The sequence below is a fragment of the Streptomyces sp. NPDC058375 genome (assembly GCF_042723425.1).
GTDB lineage: Bacteria > Actinomycetota > Actinomycetes > Streptomycetales > Streptomycetaceae > Streptomyces > Streptomyces durocortorensis.
Map to the genome: position 1 here is coordinate 1 of NZ_JBHXJG010000134.1, position 20253 is coordinate 20253.

A 20253-nucleotide genomic window follows, 5' to 3' on the forward strand; every position below is an offset into this window, starting at 1 on the left:
CGCGGGGGCTCTTCCATGGGGGCTGCTTAGCTATTTAGCTCATGTGCTAAACATGCACACATGGAATCACCCGCCGTTCCGGCCGCCGTTCAGCCCGATGACGAGGGGAGCGCCTTCCGCGCGCTCGCCGATCCCACCCGCCGCCAGATCCTGGAGGACCTGCGGGGCGGCGAGCTGGCCGCCGGGGAGATCGCGAGCCGGTTCTCGATCAGCGCCCCGTCCATCTCGCGCCACCTGGGCGTGCTCAAGGGGGCGGGGCTCGTCACCGAGCGCCGGGACGCCAACCGCATCCTCTACTCGCTCGCCGAGGAGCGGCTCGCCCTGTGCGTGGGCCGCTTCCTCAGCACAGTCTGCCCCGAGCAGATCGTGCTCCGCAACACCAGGTGGCGCTCCGCGCCGGAAGGCGACGCCTCATGATCAGACCCCGGCTCTCCAGCGTGATCGAACGCCGCCTCCTGGTGAACTACCGGGTGGACCCGTACGTCGCGGCGGCTCTGCTGCCCGCGCCGCTGCGGCCCCAACTGGTGCGCGGCCAGGCGGTGGCCGGGATCTGCCTGCTCCGGATCGGCGGCGTCCGCCCCGCCTGGGCCCCGGCCGCGACCGGGCGCACCAGCGAGAACGCGGCGCACCGGATCTCCGTCGAGTGGGACGGCCCGGACGGCGTCGAGCGCGGCGTCTACATCCCGCGCCGCGACACCGCCTCCCGCCTCAACGCCTTCGCGGGCGGCCGGATCTACCCGGGCGAGCATGGCCGCGCGGACTTCACGGTGCGGGAGGACCCCGACGCCGTACGGGTGGCCTTCGCGACCCGGGACGGCGAGGTGGCGGTGGACGCGACGGTGGAGCCGGCCGGGGAACTGCACGGCAGCGGCCTGTTCACGGACCTGGCGGAGGCGTCGGAGTTCTTCCGCCTGGGCAGCCGGGGCCTCTCCCCGCGCGCCGGGGACGGCACGCACCTGGTCGTCCTCGAACTGTCCACGGACGCCTGGAAGGTGACGGCGGGCCGCCCCCGCTCCGTACGCTCCTCGTTCTTCGAGGACTCGGACCGCTTCCCGCCGGGCAGCGCGGTGCTGGACAGCGCGCTCGTGATGCGGGACGTGCCGGCGGACTGGTCGCAGGGGGAGCCGTTCCGGGTGGGAGAGACTTTCTCGCGGGGGTGCGGGGTGGGGGCGGGAGCGGCGTAGGGGATCACCGATCGGCGAACCCGGGGCCGCACCGGCCGGGGGAGAGAACGGCGGGCGGGGCGTCGTGGCCGACGCGGTGGCGAGGGCGCGCAGGGCGGTGGCGACGCGGTCGGGCTCGTACAGGTCGAGGGGCCCGGCAGGTCGCCCCAGTTCACTGCCTCGATCACGTCCAGCACCGCCCTGTCGTCCCATCCCGGCCGGGCGGGAAACGCGTCGCGGGACGGCCGGCCCGGATGCCAGGATGATCCGCGCCCCCGACCACTTTTGATCCCGTCCCGGAGCAACCTCATGCCATCTGCCCCCGCCCCTTTCCCCGCGGACCCCACCGTCCTGCACCCGATGCCCGGCCAGCCGCGCGTGGTGCAGCTGAAGCCTCTGGTCACCTCGGAGCTGATCCAGGTCGGTGACTACGCGTACTACGACGACCCCGAGCACGCCACGGAGTTCGAGACCCGGAACGTGCTGTACCACTACGGCCCGGAGCGTCTGGTGATCGGCAAGTTCTGCGCGCTGGCGACGGGGGTGCGGTTCATCATGAACGGCTCCAACCACCGCATGGACGGCCCGTCGACTTTCCCGTTCCCGACCCTGGGCGGCTCCTGGACCGACCACTTCGACCTGCTGACGGGGCTGCCCAACCGGGGCGACACGGTGATCGGCAACGACGTCTGGATCGGCTACGAGGCGGTGATCATGCCGGGCGTCCGGATCGGCCACGGCGCGATCATCAGCGCCCGGTCCGTGGTCGTCTCGGACGTCCCGGACTACGGAATCGTCGGCGGCAACCCGGCCCGCCTGATCCGCACCCGGTACGAGGAGGAGGACATCGCACGCCTGCTGGCGGTGGCCTGGTGGGACTGGCCGACGGAGCACCTCACGCGCCACATCCGTACGGTGATGTCGGGCACGGTGGCGGAGCTGGAGGCGGCCGCGCCCGGGGCGGCGTAGGAAGCGGAGGCGGTCGGGATCGCCTTCCACGAGATTCACATCGAGACCGACGCGCACGACCTGACCTTGCTCTTCTCGGACCTTCAGGTGAGTGAGATACCGGCCGGACACGGCCCCTTGCGGCGGGGTGAGGAGTAGCCGCCACGGCTTCGGGGCGGTCACGCCTACGAGAACCGGGCGACGTACTCGTCGAAGGGCTCGATGCCGACTGCCGCCCGGAGTTCATCCACACGCTCGGGCTCCTCGCAGGGCCACGGAACCGGTGCGCCGTCCTTCACACCGGCGATCTGAGTGCCGGGTGAGCCCGTCGGGCACCGCTCAGGAGCCCCGCCGGGCACCGCTCAGGAGGACCCCGGCAGCCGGGACCAGAAGTGGTCGACAATGTTCTCGACGTAGCGGCGGCCGTCCTCGCCGGACGCGGTGGTGCCGCCGGCCCGGCTCAGGGTGGCCGCCATGAGGACCTGGTACTCCTGCTGCATGGCCTGCAACGGGGCCTTCAGGTCGCGGCGGTCCATGGAGACCAGCTTGGCGATGTCACGGATGTGCGCCTGCCAGCGGGTGGAGACCGCCTCGGTGAGGAGACGGGCGAGTTCCTCCTCCAGTCTGGTGATGGCGATGAAGTCGCGCGGGGGGAGGCTGAGGACCTCACCGAGCTTGACGGACTGCCGTTTGTCGCCGGTCCACTGACCGGTCTCCTCCATGTACGCGTACGCGTCGAGGGTGAGACCCGTGGCGCGGGCGACCTCCTCGGCCGAGACGCCTCGCGCGATGCGGTGTTCCAGCAACGTGCTCGGGCGTCCCATGAGTTCACTGGGCTGACACCACAAAGCGCCCGCCAATGCGGTGAGTTCGCCCGCGTCCGGGACGTGGGTGCCGCGTTCCCACGCGACCACGTGCTCGGGGCTGACGTGCGATGTGCCGAAGGACGCGCGCATGCCGTAGGCGACATGACCGGGAGCCATCCCGAGCTTCTCGCGCAGGGCGCGCGCTGCCCGCGCGTTGAAGGGGAGTGGAGGGTGCACACACGGAGCGTAGGGGAGCTGTCACCGTCACTTCCATGCCCACTGTCGGCTGCCTGCCGGTTTGACGGAAAAGGTCACCGTCGATTCCGTAGGAACGCACAGGAGCGAAAAGGTACCAACTGCACGCTCTACGCGGGTAGTTGCGATCCCCTGGGTGCCGCGTATGATCCGCTCGCAAGTGCCGCATGTGCGTTCGCACAGTACCTGCCACGCACTACGGGCAGCACCGGCGCCCTCTTTTCCCCTCATCATTCGCAGGCCCAGGAGACTTCGTCATGCACCCCAGTCCGACCAGCCCGCCGCCGCCCGACGCGAAGCCCGCCGGATCGGAGGGCGCCGTCGACCGGTTCTTCCGCATCAGCGAACGCGGCTCTTCCTACATACGGGAGATACGCGGCGGATTCGCCACGTTCTTCACGATGGCATACATCCTCGTGCTCAACCCGATCATCCTCGGCGGGGCCGAGGACAAGTTCGGCGAGACGCTGGACAGCGTGCAGTTGGTCACCGCCACCGCTCTGGTCGCCGCGGTGATGACGCTGATCATGGGTGTGGGCGGCAACCTGCCGCTGGCCCTGGCGGCGGGTCTGGGCATCAACGCCGTCGTGGCCTTCCAGATCGCGCCCCTGATGAGCTGGGAAGACGCGATGGGCCTCATCGTGCTCGAAGGGCTCTTGATCTGTGTCCTGGTGATGACCGGGTTGCGCGAGGCGATCATGCACGCCATCCCGCAACCCCTGAAGCAGGCGATCAGCGTCGGCATCGGGCTGTTCATCGCCTTCATCGGCTTCGTGGACGCCGGGTTCGTCACCCGGATCCCCGATGCCGCGAACTCCACCGTGCCCGTCCAGCTCGGCACCGGCACGCTCACCGGCTGGCCGATGCTCGTCTTCTGCCTCGGCGTGCTCCTGACGATCGTCCTGGTCGCCCGGAAGGTGAAGGGCGCGATCCTCATCAGCATCGTCCTGATGACCGTCGTCGCCATCGTCATCAACGAGATCGCCGACATCAAGGCCTGGGGTCTGACGTCGCCCTCGATCCCCGGCAACCCCGTCGCCGCACCCGACTTCGGGCTGCTGTTCCACTTCGACCTGCTCGGGTCGTTCGGTCAGGTCAGCGTGCTGACGGTCGTCCTGCTCATCTTCACCCTGATCCTGTCCGACTTCTTCGACACGATGGGCACCGTCGTGGGGGTCACGGCGGAGGCCGGTCTCCTCGACGAGCGGGGCCAGGTGCCCGGTCTCGGCCGCGTCCTGCTCATCGACGGTGCTGCCGCCGTCGCAGGTGGCGCCGCGTCCTCGTCGTCGGCCACCACCTACATCGAGTCCGCGGCGGGTGTCGGTGAAGGGGCCCGCACCGGCTTCGCCAACCTGGTCACCGGCGGGCTGTTCGCGCTCGCCCTCTTCCTCACGCCCGTCCTGACCATCGTGCCGATGCAGGCGGCGGCGCCCGCCCTCGTGGTGGTCGGGTTCCTGATGATGACCCAGGTCAAGCACATCGACTGGGACCGCTACGACGTCGCCATCCCGGCCTTCCTCACCATCGTCGTGATGCCGTTCACCTACTCCATCACCAACGGCATCGGCGCCGGCTTCGTCGCCTACGTGGTCATCAAGGCGTGCCTGGGCAAGGCGCGCGAGGTCCACTGGCTGCTGTGGGGCACCGCGGCGCTCTTCCTCGTGTACTTCCTCATCGACCCGTTGGAGCAGATCCTCGGCCTGAAGTAGCGGGAAGCCCGGGGCCCGGTCAGTGGCCTCCCTCGTCGGCGAGGCAGAACTCGTTGCCCTCCGGGTCCTTCAGGACCGTCCAGGTCATCCCTTGCATCGACTGCTCGCCGACGACGGTGGCGCCCAGCTTCGCCAGGCGCTCCACGTCGGCCGGGCGGTCGGGCGAGGCGAAGTCGATGTGCACCCGGTTCTTGCCGGGCTTGGGCTCGGGCACCCGCTGGAAGCCGAGGACCAGCGGGGTGGCCGCAAGGACGACGAACGCGTCGTAGTCCTGAGTGTCCTCGACGCCGAGCGCCTCGGCCCACCAGGCGGCCAGCGCCTGGGGGTCGGCGCAGTCGATCGTGATCATCTCCGGTGAGATTCGCATGTTCCTCACCGTACGGCGCGCCACTGACAACGCCCCGCGGCACAGGGTCTCGTGGGGCCGTTCAGACCAGCGCGACTTCCAGCAGCGGGAGTTCGCGGCCCGGGATGGAGCCGGACGGGGTGGCGCCGATCCGGACCGCGCCCATGGCCCGGTAGAACGGCTCCGCGTTCGGGTCGGCGTCGATGGTGAGGCGGGTGAAGCCCAGGCGGCGGGCCTCGTCCATGGTGTGGAGGAACAGCCGTCGCCCGACGCCCCGGCCGATGGTGTCCGGCTCGACGAACATCATGCCGAGCGCGCCCTCCGGCGGCTCTCCGTCCAGGGTGGTGAAGCCCAGGATCCGGCCGCCCTCCTCCACCACCGCCGTCCGCCGCGCCGCCACGTCCGCGGGGCGGATCGTCAGCTCCTCGCGGCAGGCGGCCAGGAACTCCGCGTCGTACTCCCAGTGGCCCTTCGACCGGAGGGCCAGCTCGGTCAGTGCGGCGGCCTCGGCCGCCTCGCCCACGCGTATCCGCATGGGGGCAGTCTCCCCCCACACGGATACCCGCGCTCGCGGATTTCCCGCCCGCGTCAGTCGAAGCCCGCGTCAGTCGAAGATCGGGCCCTGCGTCCGGGTCCGCTTGATCTCGTAGAAGCCGGGGATGGACGCGACCAGCAGCGTGCCGTCCCAGAGCTTTGCCGCCTCCTCGCCCTTGGGGGCGGGGGTGACGACCGGGCCGAAGAAGGCGACCTGCTCGCCGTCCGCGCCGGGGACCGCGATGACCGGGGTGCCGACCTCCTGGCCGACCTTGTCGATGCCCTCCTGATGGGAGGCGCGCAGCTCGGTGTCGTACGTGTCCTTGTCGGCGTACTCCGCGAGGTCCTCCGGCAGGCCCACGTCCTTCAGCGCGGCGGCCACCGCCTCGCGGGTGGGGCCCTCGCCGTTGTTGTGGAAGCGGGTGCCGAGCGCTGTGTAGAGGGGGCCGACGACCTCGTCGCCGTGGAGCTGCTGGGCGGCGACGACGACCCGGACCGGGCCCCACGCCTTGTTCTCCAGCATGTCCCGGTACTCCTCGGGCAGCTCGTCCAGCTTGTCCTCGTTCAGGACGGCCAGGCTCATCACGTGCCAGCGGACCTCGACATCGCGGACCTTCTCCACTTCCAGCATCCAGCGCGAGGTCATCCACGCCCAGGGGCAGAGCGGGTCGAACCAGAAGTCGGCCGGGGTCTTGCCGTTCGCCGGGGTGTTCTCGGACATGTCTCTCCTCTGAAGGGCGTGTTCCACAGCAGGGCGTGTCGCACGGAGGCGTGTTCCACCTGGGGCGAGAACGCCTCCGAGGGGCGGCCCATTCCCTGGATGCCGGCGCCGGAGCACGCGTGCAAGGATCAATAGGTTCGAACACGACACATGACGCGCGTCACGAAGGAGTGCCCGTGCCCGGTGAAAACCTGTCCCGCGACGAGGCCCAGAAGAGGGCCGAGCTGCTGACCGTCGACGGATACGAGGTCGCTCTCGACCTGCGGTCCGCCGTCGGCGAGCCCGAGGGGGCCGACGGGGGCGAAGGGCCGGTCACGTTCCGGTCGCTCACCACGATCCGGTTCCGCTCCGCCCGGGCCGGCGCCTCGACCTTCGCCGACCTGGTGGCGCCGGGTGTGGACGCCGTGACGCTGAACGGGAAGGCCCTCGACCCGGCCGCTGTCTTCGACGGCGTCCGGGTGGCCCTGGACGGGCTCCTGGAGGGCGAGAACGTCCTCGTGGTGGACGCCCGGTGCGCGTACAGCAGGACCGGCGAGGGCATGCACCGCTTCGTCGACCCGGAGGACGGCGAGGTCTACCTCTACACGCAGTACGAGCCGGCCGACGCCCGCCGTGTCTTCGTCAACTTCGAACAGCCCGACCTCAAGGCTCCCTACCGTTTCCAGGTCACCGCCCCCGAGGGCTGGCGGGTCTGGTCCAACGGGGCCGAGGAGTCCCACGAGGGAGGGGTGTGGACCTTCGCCGAGACCAAGCCGATCTCCACGTACATCACGGCCGTCGTCGCCGGTCCGTACCACTACGTGAGCGACCACTACAGCCGTACGTTCGACGACGGCACCACGCTGGAGATCCCGCTCGGCGCGATGTGCCGCAAGGGGCTCGCCAAGCACTTCGACGCGGACGACGTCTTCCTGATCACCAAGCAGGGCCTGGACTTCTTCCACGACCACTTCGACTACCCGTACCCCTTCGGGAAGTACGACCAGGCCTTCGTGCCCGAGTACAACCTCGGCGCCATGGAGAACCCGGGCATGGTCACCTTCCGCGAGGAGTACATCTACCGCGGCAAGGTCACCTCGGCGGCCTACGAGCGGCGGGCCAACGTCATCCTGCACGAGATGGCGCACATGTGGTTCGGCGACCTCGTCACCATGGAGTGGTGGGACGACCTGTGGCTGAAGGAGTCCTTCGCGGACTTCATGGGCTCCTTCTCGATGGTCGAGGCGACCCGCTTCACCAACGGCTGGATCACCTTCGCCAACAACCGCAAGGCCTGGGCCTACCGCGCCGACCAGCTGCCCTCCACCCACCCCATCACGGCCGACATCCGTGACCTGGAGGACGCCAAGCTGAACTTCGACGGGATCACGTACGCCAAGGGCGCCTCCGTGCTGAAGCAGCTCGTGGCGTACGTGGGGCGCGACGCGTTCCTCGAAGGCGCCCGGCGCTACTTCAAGAGCCACGCGTACGGCAACACCCGGCTCGGGGACCTGCTGTCCGTGCTCGCCGAGACCTCCGGGCGGGACATGACCGCCTGGTCGCGCTCCTGGCTCCAGACGGCGGGCGTCAACGTGCTCACCCCGGTGCCCACGTACGACGCGGCGGGCGTCCTCACCGAGCTGGCCGTCGTCCAGGAGGCCGCCGCCTCGCACCCGGAGCTGCGCCCGCACCGCGTCGCGGTCGGCCTGTACCGCCGTACGCCCGAGGGCGAGCTGACGCGTTACGCGCGCGCCGAGGTGGACGTGGCCGGCGAGCGGACCGTGGTGGAGGCCCTGGCCGGGTCCGAGCGGCCCGATCTGATCCTGGTCAACGACGACGACCTCACGTACTGCAAGGTCCGCTTCGACGAGGGGTCGCTGGCCACCCTCCGCGACCACCTCGGCGACATCACCGACCCGCTGGCCCGCGCCCTGTGCTGGTCGGCCGTGTGGAACCTGACCCGGGACGCGGCTCTGCCGGCCCGCGACTTCGTCGCGCTGGTGCTGGCGCACGCCGGGCGGGAGAGCGACATCGGCGTCCTCCAGATGCTGCACGCCTGGACGCAGTCCGCGCTGGTCAACTACGCGGCCCCGGAGTGGCGCGAGGAGGGCGGCCGGGCGGCGGCCGAGGGCGCGCTGCGCGAGCTGCGGGGCGCCGAGCCGGGCAGCCAGCACCAGTTGACCTGGGCCCGCTTCTTCGCGGCGGTCGCCTCGTCCGAGGACGACTTCCAGCTGCTCGGCGGGCTGCTGGACGGCACGGCGAAGATCGACGGTCTCGACGTCGACCAGGAGCTGCGCTGGTCCTTCCTCTCGCCGCTGGCCTCGCACGGGGTGGCGAACGAGGCGGCCATCGACGCCGAACTGGCCCGCGACGACACGGCGTCGGGCAAGCGCCACCACGTACGGTGCCTGGCCTCGCGGCCGTCCGAAGCGGTCAAGGCGCAGGCGTGGGCGGCGGTCGTGGAGTCGGACAAGCTGTCCAACGCGCTGGTCGAGGCGACCATCGCGGGCTTCGGGCAGCCTTCGCAACGGGAGCTGCTGGCCCCGTACGCGCACCGCTACTTCGAGGTGATCGAGCGGATCTGGGCGGAGCGGTCCATCCAGATCGGCATGCACGTGGTGCGCGGGATGTTCCCCGGGCTCCAGGACAGCCCCGAGACCCTCGCGGCGACCGACGCCTGGCTGGGCGAGCACGAGGACGCGGCCCCGGCGCTGCGGCGGCTGGTGCTGGAGGCCCGGGACGATCTCGCGCGGGCGCTGCGCGGGCAGGAGTGCGACCGCGCCGCGTGACCGAGGGAGCGTGAAGGCCGGGGCGTGACCGAGGGGGCGTGACGGCCGAGGCGTGACCGAGGGGCGCTCGGGTGGGGCGTGACCGAGGGGCGCTCGGGTGGGGCGTGCGTGCGGCGTGAAAGCGGCGCTCGTACACCTGCCCGAGGCGCCCCTCCCTCAATTCCCGGCGCGACGGCCCTTTTCGGTTGTCGAACGTCCGTGCTTTAGGACGGCGTTGTCCGGGATTGTCGACGGGCGTGTAACAGGGGTTAGGGCCCCCTCCAGGGGCGGGAAACCCCGGGACATGACCCAGAACACCCCGCTCTCCGCCCGCCTCCCGCGTCTCCCCCTTCACCCCGACGATGTGACGCAGCGTGTCCTGTCCGCCGCCCAGTTGAGGGCGCGGGGCGTGTCCGCCGCGCAGGCATCCGCCCAGTGCCTGCCCGGCGGTCCCTGGCAGCACCTGCTGCCGGGCGTCTACCTGCTGCACCCGGGCCCGCCCACCGGCCAGGAGCGGCTGCGCGGGGCGCTGTTGTACACGGGGCGTCCGCCGGCCTCCGCGCGGCGCGCTCCGGCGGGCCCCGCGGAGACGGGGTACGGCGAGGCGATGGTCACCGGGGTCGCCGCGCTCGCGCTGCACGGCTTCGCCTCGGTCGGGGAGCTGGCGGCGCTGCACCGGATCGACGTGCTGGTGCCCCGTACCCGGCGGCTGCGGTCCACCCGGTTCGTGGAGGTGCTACGGACCGCGTCGATGCCGACCGCGGTACGGGTGGGCGAGGTGCCCGTCGCCCCGGTGGAGCGGGCGCTGGCGGACGCGGTGGCGGGCACCGCGGAGGCGGCGGACGTCCGGCGGCTGCTGACCGAGGCGGTGCGCGGCGGGCACTGTGAACCCGCCGCCGTTGTACGTGAGTTGAGCGAGGCGAAGCTGCTGGGTCGGCCCGCCGTGGTGGGCGCGGTGGACGCACTGCTGGCCGAGGGGCGGGCGGTGGCGGAGGCGCGGCTGTACGCGATGGTGCGCGAGCACGGGCTGCCGGAGCCGGTGTGGAACGTGGAGCTGCGGCTGCCGGGCGGGCCGTGCCTCGGCGGGGTCGACGCCTACTGGCCCGACCACGCCGTGGCGGTGGAGCTGGACTCGCGGGCGCCCCGGCAGGGTGTGCCCGGGCGGCGGGGCGGCCGGGCGCAGGAGGACCCGCAGTGGGCCGCGTACGCCGCGAAGCGGGAGCATCTGGAGCGGCTCGGGGTGACGGTCGTCCGCCTCACGCCGCGGAAGCTGCGGGAGACGCCGGACCAGCAGGCGACGGTGGTGCGGACGGCGCTGATGGCGGCGGCCGACCGGGAGCCGGCCGCGTATGTGATGGTGCTGCCGCGCTGAGCGGGGCGGCGGCGGCCTCCGCCAGGCGTCCGGCCGGCACGGAGCCAGGCGTCCGGCCGGCACGGGACCAGGCGTCCGGCCGGCACGGGACCAGGCGCCCGGCCGGTCCGGACCACGGGTGCGGCCGGCACGACCGCGCGTCCCGGCCGACCCGGACCGCGCGTCCGGCTGGTACGGACCACGCGCGCGGCGGCGCGTGTCACCAGGGGCCACAGGCGTACCGTTTCACCCCATTCCTCCCTCGTGGCATATCGCGCCCCGTGGCGGATCTATGCCATGTCCCTGACTCGCCTCCGTCAACTCTCCACAAACCCCTGTCATTTACGACAGGGTGAGCGGTCATCCGGTACCGAATTCCGGACTCTCTCTTTCAATTACAGGGATGCTGATGACCAAGGAATCCCCCAGCTCCATACCCGGGGCGAGACGCGCGGCTCGTATCGCGGCCGCTGCCGGTCTGGCGGCCGCACTGGCCGCCTCCGGCGCGGCACCGGCCCTCGCCGCCGACGACCCGGCACCGGCACCCGTCAAACCGGCCGCCACGAGCGACCGGGGCGACAAGCTCGGCAAATCCGACGCCGATGTCCTGGCGAAGGCCGAGGCCAAGGGCGAGAAGAACATCACCATGATGGTCGCCACCACCCCCGGTGCGACCGAGCAGGTCAGCAAGCAGCTGGACGCCGTCGACGGCTCCGTGCTCGGCCAGACCTACGACAAGCTCGGCTATGTCCGGGCGACGGTCCCGACGAAGAGCGCCGAGTCCACCATCAAGGCGGCCTCCAAGCTCTCCTCCGTCCTCGGCATCGATCTCAAGCAGGAGATCAAGCTGGACGACCCGACGCCCAAGGGCGACCGGGCCGCCGGCGCCAAGCAGACCAAGGCCACGGGCAGTTACGCGGCGCCGGACAAGAAGACCCCGGCGAAGAACCCGTACAACCCGTCGTTCGAGACGGGCGCGGTCGACTTCGTCGCGAAGAACCCGAAGGCCGACGGCCGCGGGATCACCATCGGCGTCCTGGACTCCGGCGTCGACCTCGGTCACCCGGCCCTGAAGAAGACCACCACCGGCGAGCGCAAGATCGTCGACTGGGTGACCGCCACCGACCCGGTGAGCGACGGCGACGGCACCTGGCTGCGGATGACCGAGTCCGTCAGCGGCCCGACGTTCACGTCCGGCGGCAAGACGTACGCGGCCCCCGCGGGCAGCTACAAGTTCGCCACCTTCGCCGAGTCGGCCACCGCCGGCGGCGACATGGCGGGCGACCTCAACCGCGACGGTGACACCACCGACGTCTGGGGCGTGCTGTACGACCCGGTCACCGGCACCACGCGGGTCGACCTGAACAGCAACGCGGACTTCTCCGACGACAAGGTCCTCAAGCCGTACAAGGAGAAGTTCCAGGTCTCCTACTTCGGTGAGGACGACCCGCGGACCCAGGTCGTCGAGCGCATCCCGTTCGTCGTCGAGACCCGCAAGGGCGTCACCTACAACGCGGCCGGCGCCAAGGCCGACTACGTCAACATCGGCGTCATCGAGGGCTCGCACGGCACGCACGTCGCGGGCATCACCGCGGCCAACGGGCTGTTCGGCGGCGAGATGAACGGTGCCGCCCCCGGCGCCAAGATCGTCTCCTCGCGCGCCTGCACCTGGTCCGGCGGCTGCACCAACATCGCGCTGACCGAGGGCATGATCGACCTCGTCGTCAACCGCGGCGTCGACATCGTCAACATGTCGATCGGCGGCCTGCCGCCGCTGAACGACGGCAACAACGCGCGCGCCGAGCTGTACAAGCGGCTCGTCGACATCTACGGCGTGCAGCTGGTCATCTCGGCCGGCAACAGCGGCCCGGGGCTCAACACCATCGGCGACCCGTCGCTCGCCGACCACGTGATCTCGGTCGGCGCGTCGATCTCCAAGGAGACGTGGGCGGCCAACTACGGCTCCAACGTCACCAAGAAGTACGACATGCTGCCCTTCTCCTCGCGCGGTCCGCGTGAGGACGGCGGCTTCGCGCCGATCATCTCGGCGCCGGGTGCGTCCATCAACACCACCCAGACCTGGGCGCCGGGCGGTCCGGTCAAGGAGGCGGGTTACGACCTGCCGGCCGGCTACTCCATGCTCCAGGGCACCTCGATGGCCTCCCCGCAGGCCGCGGGCGCTGCCGCGCTGCTGCTGTCGAAGGCGAAGCAGACCGGCATCGAGCTTCCCCCGGCCGACCTGCGCGTGGCGCTGACGAGCACCGCGGGCCACATCAAGGATGTGCCCGCGCACGTCCAGGGCTCCGGTCTGATCGACATCGTCAAGGCGTGGAAGCAGATCGCCAAGCAGGGCAAGGCCGCGCACGAGTTCTCGGTGAAGGCCCCGGTCGACACCGCGATCGACTTCGCGCTCAAGGACCCGGGCTTCGGCACCGGCCTCTACGACCGCGAGGGCGGCCTGAAGGTCGGCGAGTCCAAGGTCTACGACGTCGTCGTCACCCGCACCACGGGCCCGGACCGCAACGTCCAGCACAAGCTGACGTGGAAGAACAACGACGGCACCTTCGAGCTCAGCAGCCCCCAGTACGTCTCGCTGCCGCTCGACACGCCGGTCAAGCTCAAGGTCAGGGCCAAGGCGAAGACCGCCGGGGTGCACAGCGCCATCCTCCAGGTCGACGACAAGAAGACCTCCGGCGTCGACCACCAGATCATGACGACGGTCGTCATCGCCCAGGAGCTGGCGCAGCCCGGTTACGCCTACAAGCACTCCGGCTCGGTCCAGCGCAACGGGACCACGTCGTACTTCGTCAACGTGCCGGAGGGCGCGAAGACCCTTGAGGTGGCCCTCAGCGCGCTGCGCTCGGGCAGCCAGACCCGGTTCATCGCCCTGCACCCGTACGGGACGCCGGTCGACCCGACCTCCACGGTCAACTGCTACCCGAACTACGAGAACCCGGCCGACACCTGCCGCCCGGACGCGCGTTCCTACAAGGACCCGCAGCCCGGCGTGTGGGAGATCGAGGTCGAGTCGCGTCGTACGTCGCCGCTGCTGGACAACCCGTACAAGCTGGATGTCTCGCTGCTCGGCGTGACCTTCGACCCGGCGGTGCGCACCATCGCCGAGGCGAAGATCGGTGCTCCGGCCACGGTGGACTGGAAGGTCACCAACACCGCCGCCGCCCTCCAGGGCAAGCTCCAGGGCGGTTCGCTGGGCTCGGCCAAGGTGGACAAGCCGTCGATCTCCACCGGTGAGACCCGTGAGACCACGGTGACCATCGGGGCGGGCGTCGAGAAGCTCGACTTCGCCATCGGCGGTACGTCGGACGCCAACGCGGACATCGACCTGTACGTCTTCCGGGGCGCCACGCAGGTCGGCAGCGGCACCACCGCCGGTTCCGAGGAGGCGGTCAGCCTGGTGAAGCCCGCCGCGGGCACGTACACGGTCGTCGTCGACGGCTACTCGGTCCCGGCCGGGTCGACCACGTACGACTACCGCGACGTGTACTACTCGGCGTCGCTCGGCACGATCAAGGTCGACTCCACCAAGGCGGTGAACCTGGCCAACGGCGCGTCCGCCCAGGTCGGCGCCGAGGTCGTGGTCGCCGGGGCGGCTCCCGAGGGCCGTCAGTTCTTCGGTGAGGTCCAGCTGGTCAACGCGCGCGGCACCGCCGCGGGCACCGGCAGCGTCGTGATCGAGAAGGTCACGCCGTAACGGATCCCTTCGGTACGACGGCGGGGCGGGCGCTCTCACGAGCACCCGCCCCGCTGTGCGTGTTCCTCGTCACAGGCCGCCCACACCGCCGCAGATGTTTCCCCACGCAGGCACGGACGTTGCAGAATCTGCGGCCCTCGCGGGAAGAGTCCGCAGGTCGGACAATGGATTGGACAAGGCGGGCCCGGACATACGCATCATGGTGCGGCATACGGACCGCACAGACGCACAGGTGTACAGAACAGAGGAGTCCTCGTGAAGGTCGGAATCGTCGGCGCCACCGGTCAGGTCGGCACAGTCATGCTCAGGATCCTGGCCGAGCGCAAGTTCCCGGTCGACGAGCTGCGGCTGTTCGCCTCCGCCCGGTCCGCGGGTTCCACGATCGACTTCCAGGGCTCCGCCGTCACCGTCGAGGACGCGTCCACGGCCGACTACACGGGCCTGGACATCGTGCTGTTCTCCGCCGGCGGCGCGACCTCGAAGGCGCTGGCCGAGAAGGTCGCCGCCCAGGGCGCCGTGGTGATCGACAACTCCTCCGCCTGGCGCAAGGACCCCGAGGTCCCGCTCGTCGTCTCCGAGGTCAACCCGCACGCGGCGAAGGTCCGCCCCAAGGGGATCATCGCCAACCCGAACTGCACGACGATGGCCGCGATGCCGGTGCTGCGCCCCCTGCACGACGAGGCCGGTCTCGAAGCGCTGACCGTCGCCACGTACCAGGCCGTGTCCGGCTCCGGGGTCGCCGGGGTCGCCGAGCTGCACGGCCAGGCGGCCAAGGTCGTCGCCGAGGCCGAGAAGCTGGCCCACGACGGCGAGGCCGTGGACTTCCCCGATCCGGCCGTCTACAAGCGCCCGATCGCCTTCAACGTGCTGCCGCTGGCGGGCTCGATCGTGGACGACGGCTCGTTCGAGACGGACGAGGAGCAGAAGCTCCGCAACGAGTCCCGCAAGATCCTGGAGATCCCGGAGCTGAAGGTGTCCGGCACCTGCGTCCGGGTTCCGGTCTTCTCCGGCCACTCGCTCCAGATCAACGCCCGCTTCGCCCGCCCGATCGGTGTCGAGCGCGCCTACGAGCTGCTCAAGGACGCCGAGGGCGTCGAGCTGTCCGAGATCCCGACCCCGCTCCAGGCGGCCGGCAAGGACGCCAGTTACGTCGGCCGCATCCGGGTCGACGAGACGGTGGACCACGGCCTCGCGCTGTTCGTCTCCAACGACAACCTCCGCAAGGGCGCGGCGCTGAACGCCGTGCAGATCGCGGAGCTGGTGGCGGCCGAGCTGAAGGGCTGACCGCAGCCGTACGCACCGCCGAAGGGGCGGCCACCGGAGTGCACCGGTGGCCGTCCCTTCGACGTGCCCTGTCAGAGGGCGAGATGACGCCTGAGCGCCGCGTCCACATCGGCCATCCGCCGGCGGGGCACCGACCCGATGCGGCGCTTCAGCCGCTGCGGGGAGACAGCACGCACCTGCTCGCACTGCGCCTTGCTGTCCACCGCGAGCCGGCACTCGTCCGCCGGGAGGAGGACCTGGAAGGGGAAGACGCGTGCCGTGTTCGACGTGAGGGGGACCACGGTGAGCACCCCGCGCTCCAGGCGCTCCACGGTGGCGTTGGCGCCGTCGTTCGACACGATGAGGGCCGGGCGGGCCTTGTTCGCCTCGCTGCCCCGGACCGGCTCGAAGTCGATCAGATAGATGTCACCGCGCCGCATCGGTGAGCCCGTCGCCCGTGGCACGGTCCCAGAACGCGGCGTCCTCGCTCGTGTCCCATTCGGCGAAGGCGGCCTCGTACTCGCTCTCCAGCCGCGACGTGCGCAGCAGCTCGATCGCGGCCTGGATCACCGCGGACCGGGATTCGGCGGCGTTGGCGGCCGCATAGGCGTCGACGAAGTCGACATCCTCCTGCGGCAGGCTCACACTAATCTTCATACCATCGATGCTACCAAGGGTGGCACTCCACTGCTACCCGAGGCGGGAAGCCCTTCAGGGCCGCCGCACCTCGAAGTGGAAGCATCCGTACTCCACCGCCCTGACGTGCACCAACACCACCTCCGGGTCCGCGAACGCCTCGTCCAGCGCCGCGGCGAACCCCTTCGCCTCCTCGGCCGGGATCTCCAGCAGCCGCCCGCCCGCGATGTGGCCCCGGGCGTCGTAGCGGCGGACCGTGCGCAGGGCGCCGGGGCGCGAGAACGGGTAGCCCTCGCGATCCGGGTCCGGGCCCGCGCACGCCTCGGCGTGGAGGAAGACCGGGCCCTGCTCGTCGTACGCCCCCGGGCTCGCCCCGATCGCGGCGGCCCAGCGGCGCAGCGGGGCGTAGGAGACGAGGGCGATGAGCTCCCCCGGCTCGCTCCCGCGCAGGCAGCAGCGGAGGGGCGCGCCGGCCCCCGTCTCCCGGTACGGGGCGCAGGGGCGGCCCGCGTCGTCGGTGGCGCGGAGTTCGGCGAGGGCGGCGGGGTCGATGGGGCGGGGCTGGTATCCGGTCATGGTTCGAGCCTGTCCCCCGAGGCCGTCCGCGTCCGGCGGAAAACGGACATCGCGCTGGGAGCACGGCACGTGGAAGGATGGCGGAAACGCCGCATATCAAGTCGCACACCTAGGAGATGACCGCGTGCCTGGCACGAATCTGACCCGCGAAGAGGCACAGGAGCGGGCGCGCCTGCTGACCGTGGACGCGTACGAGATCGATCTCGACCTGTCCGGAGCGCAGGAGGGCGGCACCTACCGGTCCGTGACCACCGTGCGCTTCGACTGCGCGGAGGCGGGTGCGGAGTCGTTCATCGACCTGGTCGCCCCGGCCGTCCACGACGTGGTGCTGAACGGCAAGGACCTGGACGTGGCCGCCGTCTTCCGTGACTCGCGGATCGCGCTGCCGCATCTGCGCGAGGGCGCCAACGAGCTGAAGGTCGTCGCCGACTGCTCGTACACCAACACCGGTGAGGGCTTGCACCGGTTCGTCGACCCGGTCGACGAGCAGGCCTATCTGTACACGCAGTTCGAGGTCCCGGACGCCCGCCGGGTGTTCGCCTCGTTCGAGCAGCCGGACCTGAAGGCGACCTTCCAGTTCACCGTGAAGGCCCCCTCCGGCTGGACGGTCATCTCGAACTCGCCGACCCCGGAGCCCAAGGACGACATCTGGGCGTTCGATGCGACGCCGCGCATCTCCACGTACATCACGGCCCTCATCGTCGGCCCGTACCACTCGGTGCACAGCACGTACGAGAAGGACGGCCAGACCGTCCCGCTCGGCATCTACTGCCGCCCCTCGCTGGCGGAGTACCTGGACGCGGACGACATCTTCGCCGTGACCCGGCAGGGCTTCGAGTGGTTCCAGGAGAAGTTCGACTACGCGTACCCGTTCGCCAAGTACGACCAGCTCTTCGTCCCGGAGTTCAACGCGGGCGCGATGGAGAACGCGGGCGCGGTCACCATCCGCGACCAGTACGTCTTCCGCTCCAAGGTGACGGACGCGGCGTACGAGGTGCGGGCCGAGACCATCCTGCACGAGCTGGCCCACATGTGGTTCGGCGACCTCGTCACGATGGAGTGGTGGAACGACCTCTGGCTGAACGAGTCGTTCGCCACCTACACCTCGATCGCCTGCCAGGCGGACGCGGCGGGCTCGAAGTGGCCGCACTCCTGGACCACGTTCGCCAACTCCATGAAGACCTGGGCGTACCGGCAGGACCAACTGCCCTCCACGCACCCGATCATGGCGGACATCAGCGACCTGGACGACGTCCTCGTCAACTTCGACGGGATCACGTACGCCAAGGGCGCATCCGTCCTCAAGCAGCTCGTGGCGTACGTCGGCAAGGACGCGTTCTTCCAGGGCGTGCAGGCGTACTTCAAGGCGCACGCCTTCGGCAACACGCGCCTCTCCGACCTGCTGGGCGCGCTGGAGAAGACCTCGGGACGCGACCTGAAGACTTGGTCGAAGGCGTGGCTGGAGACGGCCGGGATCAACATCCTGCGCCCGGAGATCGAGACCGACGGACACGGTCACGTCACCTCCTTCACCGTGCTCCAGGAGGCTCCCGCGCTGCCCGCCGGCGCGAAGGGCGAGCCGACGCTGCGGCCGCACCGCATCGCCATCGGCGCGTACGACCTCGACGCGGACGGCAAGCTGGTGCGCACCGACCGGATCGAGCTGGACGTCGACGGCGAGCGCACCGACGTGCCCGCCCTGGTGGGCAAGGCCCGTCCGGCCGTCGTCCTGCTCAACGACGACGACCTCTCGTACGCGAAGGTCCGACTGGACGCCGAGTCGCTCCGGGTCGTCACCGAGCACCTGGGCGACTTCGCCGAGTCGCTGCCGCGCGCCCTGAGCTGGGCCTCGGCGTGGGACATGACGCGCGACGGCGAGCTGGCGACCCGCGACTACCTCGCGCTGGTGCTCTCCGGCATCGGCAAGGAGTCGGACATCGGCGTCGTCCAGTCGCTGCACCGCCAGGTGAAGCTGGCGCTGGACCTGTACGCGGCCCCGGAGACCCGTGAGGGCGCGCTCAACCAGTGGACCGACGCGACGCTGGCGCACCTGCGCGCCTCGGAGCCGGGCAGCGACCACCAGCTGGCGTGGGCCCGCGCCTTCGCGGCCACCGCCCGCAACCCGCAGCAGCTGGACCTGCTCCAGTCGCTGCTGGACGGCACCGAGTCGATCGAGGGCCTGGCCGTCGACACCGAGCTGCGGTGGGCGTTCGTGCAGCGGCTGGCCGCGGCCGGGCTGCTGGACGAGGAGGAGATCGCCGCCGAGTACGAGCGGGACAAGACGGCGGCGGGCGAGCGCCACGCGGCCTCGGCTCGGGCCGCTCAGCCCTCGGAGGAGGCCAAGGCCCAGGCGTGGGCCTCGGTCGTGGACTCCGGCGACCTGCCGAACTCGCTCCAGGAAGCGGTCATCAGCGGCTTCGTGCAGACGGACCAGCGTGAGCTGCTGGCCCCGTACACGGAGAAGTACTTCGCCTCGGTGAAGGAGGTCTCGGACTCGCGCAGCCATGAGATGGCCCAGCAGATCATCGTGGGCCTCTACCCGGCCCTCCAGGTCTCGCAGGAGACGCTGGACGCCACGGACGCCTGGCTGGCCTCGGCCGAGCCGAGCGCGGCCCTGCGCCGGCTGATGTCGGAGTCGCGGGCCGGTGTGGAGCGGGCTCTGAAGGCCCAGGCGGCGGACGCGGCGGCGACCACGGCCTGACACACGCACACCCGAGGGGCGTCCTCTTCGCTACGGCGGAGGGGGCGCCCCTTCGGCGTACGCCCGCGCGCTTTCGCCGTACGCTCGCGCGTTTGCCGTACGCCCGCGCGCGGGTGGGTCTCCCGTGGCCTACGGTCCGAAGGGTCGTCGCAGGAAGCTTCGGTCGCAGGCCACGGGAGGGTTCGGATGCCCGGCTTCGCCGCCGCCGTGCCGGTCGCGCTGGCCCTGTGCGCGGGGCTGGTGACGGGCCCCTCCCCCGCGCCGCCCGCCACCGCGCCGCCCGCCGCCGACTGCCGGGCCGGTCCGGAGGGCTGCTACGACCTCTACACGTACGGCTACAGCCTCGGGCTGCATCCGTTCACCGGGGGGGATGCCGTCCGGGAGCAGCTGACCGACCACTTCCGGCTCTTCCCGGTCAGCGGCGGGTGTGCGGGGCGGATCCGGGCCGGGGCGCGCTGCGAGCTGCTGGGCGGGAACCCGGTCGAGGTCGAGTACATCGGGAACGACTTCTTCCAGATCAACACGCTGCCGGGCCACCAGCTGGGCCGGGGCATGCACATCCGCTTCGCGTTCTCGCGGACCCTCGGCTTCCACACGATGACGGTCCGGGCCTGGCAGGACCGGCCCACCGACTGCACGGGCGAGGCCTTCTGCAACGGGGTGAACCGGGCGTTCGCCTGGGTGACCTGGCGGGTGCTGGCGAAGACGCTGCACGTCTCCGCGTACGTCGCCTGAGCCGCCGGTTCCGTTGGAGACCGCCCGGCGGGCGGGCGCTGGAGCGCAAC

17 protein-coding genes are annotated in these 20253 nt (G+C 70.8%); 10 read left to right on the top strand and 7 right to left on the bottom strand.

Translation table 11 applies throughout. The features are described 5' to 3' along the window. Positions 1–60 precede the first annotated feature (60 nt). The 3 genes from ACFWM7_RS21355 to ACFWM7_RS21365 all read left to right on the top strand — a co-directional run bounded on the left by ACFWM7_RS21355 (position 61) and on the right by ACFWM7_RS21365 (position 2132). Complete coding sequence (locus tag ACFWM7_RS21355) at positions 61–417, top strand: metalloregulator ArsR/SmtB family transcription factor (RefSeq protein ID WP_383262906.1); 357 nt, start codon at positions 61–63, stop codon at positions 415–417. Further along, positions 414–1184 carry a DUF2071 domain-containing protein gene (locus ACFWM7_RS21360; protein WP_383262908.1) on the top strand — a complete coding sequence of 257 codons (771 nt, stop codon included), beginning with the start codon at positions 414–416 and terminating at the stop codon, positions 1182–1184. The genes ACFWM7_RS21355 and ACFWM7_RS21360 overlap by 4 nt, the downstream gene beginning before the upstream one ends. Positions 1185–1472: 288 nt before the next feature. Then, positions 1473–2132 carry a CatB-related O-acetyltransferase gene (locus ACFWM7_RS21365; RefSeq protein WP_383262909.1) on the top strand — a complete coding sequence of 220 codons (660 nt, stop codon included), beginning with the start codon at positions 1473–1475 and terminating at the stop codon, positions 2130–2132. A 341-nt stretch (positions 2133–2473) separates the two neighbouring features. Here ACFWM7_RS21365 and ACFWM7_RS21370 read toward each other — a convergent pair whose 3' ends face one another. Beyond that, positions 2474–3094 (bottom strand): XRE family transcriptional regulator, encoded by a 621-nt coding sequence (locus tag ACFWM7_RS21370; RefSeq protein ID WP_383262933.1) that lies wholly within the window; start codon positions 3092–3094, stop codon positions 2474–2476. 335 nt (positions 3095–3429) lie between these two features. Between ACFWM7_RS21370 and ACFWM7_RS21375 the strand changes: the two genes are divergently transcribed. Further along, positions 3430–4881 carry an NCS2 family permease gene (locus ACFWM7_RS21375; RefSeq protein WP_383262911.1) on the top strand — a complete coding sequence of 484 codons (1452 nt, stop codon included), beginning with the start codon at positions 3430–3432 and terminating at the stop codon, positions 4879–4881. Positions 4882–4900: 19 nt separating this feature from the next. On the opposite strand, the gene ACFWM7_RS21380 is transcribed toward ACFWM7_RS21375, so the two are convergent. From ACFWM7_RS21380 to ACFWM7_RS21390, 3 genes are all read right to left on the bottom strand, one after another. Then, a complete protein-coding gene (locus tag ACFWM7_RS21380; protein WP_383262913.1) occupies positions 4901–5248 on the bottom strand; it encodes a VOC family protein in 348 nt (115 codons plus the stop codon). 61 nt (positions 5249–5309) lie between these two features. Beyond that, positions 5310–5762 (bottom strand): GNAT family N-acetyltransferase, encoded by a 453-nt coding sequence (locus ACFWM7_RS21385; RefSeq protein ID WP_383262915.1) that lies wholly within the window; start codon positions 5760–5762, stop codon positions 5310–5312. 69 nt (positions 5763–5831) lie between these two features. After that, complete coding sequence (locus tag ACFWM7_RS21390; protein WP_383262916.1) at positions 5832–6482, bottom strand: DsbA family protein; 651 nt, start codon at positions 6480–6482, stop codon at positions 5832–5834. A 176-nt stretch (positions 6483–6658) separates the two neighbouring features. Here ACFWM7_RS21390 and pepN (ACFWM7_RS21395) point away from each other — a divergent pair, with 176 nt between their 5' ends. From pepN (ACFWM7_RS21395) to ACFWM7_RS21410, 4 genes are all read left to right on the top strand, one after another. Continuing rightward, positions 6659–9250, top strand: a complete 2592-nt coding sequence (pepN, locus tag ACFWM7_RS21395; protein ID WP_383262918.1) for an aminopeptidase N — start codon at positions 6659–6661, stop codon at positions 9248–9250. A 283-nt stretch (positions 9251–9533) separates the two neighbouring features. Then, positions 9534–10601: a hypothetical protein gene (locus tag ACFWM7_RS21400; protein ID WP_383262920.1), complete on the top strand. Its 1068-nt coding sequence runs from the start codon at positions 9534–9536 to the stop codon at positions 10599–10601. Positions 10602–10983: 382 nt separating this feature from the next. Next, a complete protein-coding gene (locus ACFWM7_RS21405; RefSeq protein ID WP_383262922.1) occupies positions 10984–14292 on the top strand; it encodes a S8 family serine peptidase in 3309 nt (1102 codons plus the stop codon). A gap of 255 nt (positions 14293–14547) precedes the next feature. Further along, on the top strand, positions 14548–15576 hold the full coding sequence (locus tag ACFWM7_RS21410) for an aspartate-semialdehyde dehydrogenase (protein ID WP_383262924.1): 1029 nt from the start codon (positions 14548–14550) through the stop codon (positions 15574–15576). A gap of 71 nt (positions 15577–15647) precedes the next feature. On the opposite strand, the gene ACFWM7_RS21415 is transcribed toward ACFWM7_RS21410, so the two are convergent. The 3 genes from ACFWM7_RS21415 to ACFWM7_RS21425 are packed head-to-tail and all read right to left on the bottom strand — an operon-like array spanning position 15648 to position 16767. Further along, positions 15648–15995: a type II toxin-antitoxin system PemK/MazF family toxin gene (locus ACFWM7_RS21415; RefSeq protein WP_006124458.1), complete on the bottom strand. Its 348-nt coding sequence runs from the start codon at positions 15993–15995 to the stop codon at positions 15648–15650. Continuing rightward, the gene (locus ACFWM7_RS21420; RefSeq protein ID WP_383262926.1) at positions 15982–16212 is read right to left on the bottom strand and encodes an antitoxin; all 231 of its coding nucleotides are present in this window, start codon (positions 16210–16212) and stop codon (positions 15982–15984) included. The genes ACFWM7_RS21415 and ACFWM7_RS21420 overlap by 14 nt, the downstream gene beginning before the upstream one ends. A 54-nt stretch (positions 16213–16266) precedes the next feature. Continuing rightward, positions 16267–16767 carry a DUF1203 domain-containing protein gene (locus tag ACFWM7_RS21425; RefSeq protein ID WP_383262927.1) on the bottom strand — a complete coding sequence of 167 codons (501 nt, stop codon included), beginning with the start codon at positions 16765–16767 and terminating at the stop codon, positions 16267–16269. Between the two features lie 124 nt (positions 16768–16891). Between ACFWM7_RS21425 and pepN (ACFWM7_RS21430) the strand changes: the two genes are divergently transcribed. Next, entirely contained in the window at positions 16892–19468 is a 2577-nt protein-coding gene (pepN, locus tag ACFWM7_RS21430; RefSeq protein ID WP_383262929.1) for an aminopeptidase N, read from the top strand. Between the two features lie 186 nt (positions 19469–19654). Beyond that, entirely contained in the window at positions 19655–20203 is a 549-nt protein-coding gene (locus tag ACFWM7_RS21435; RefSeq protein ID WP_383262931.1) for a hypothetical protein, read from the top strand. Positions 20204–20253: the final 50 nt, after the last annotated feature.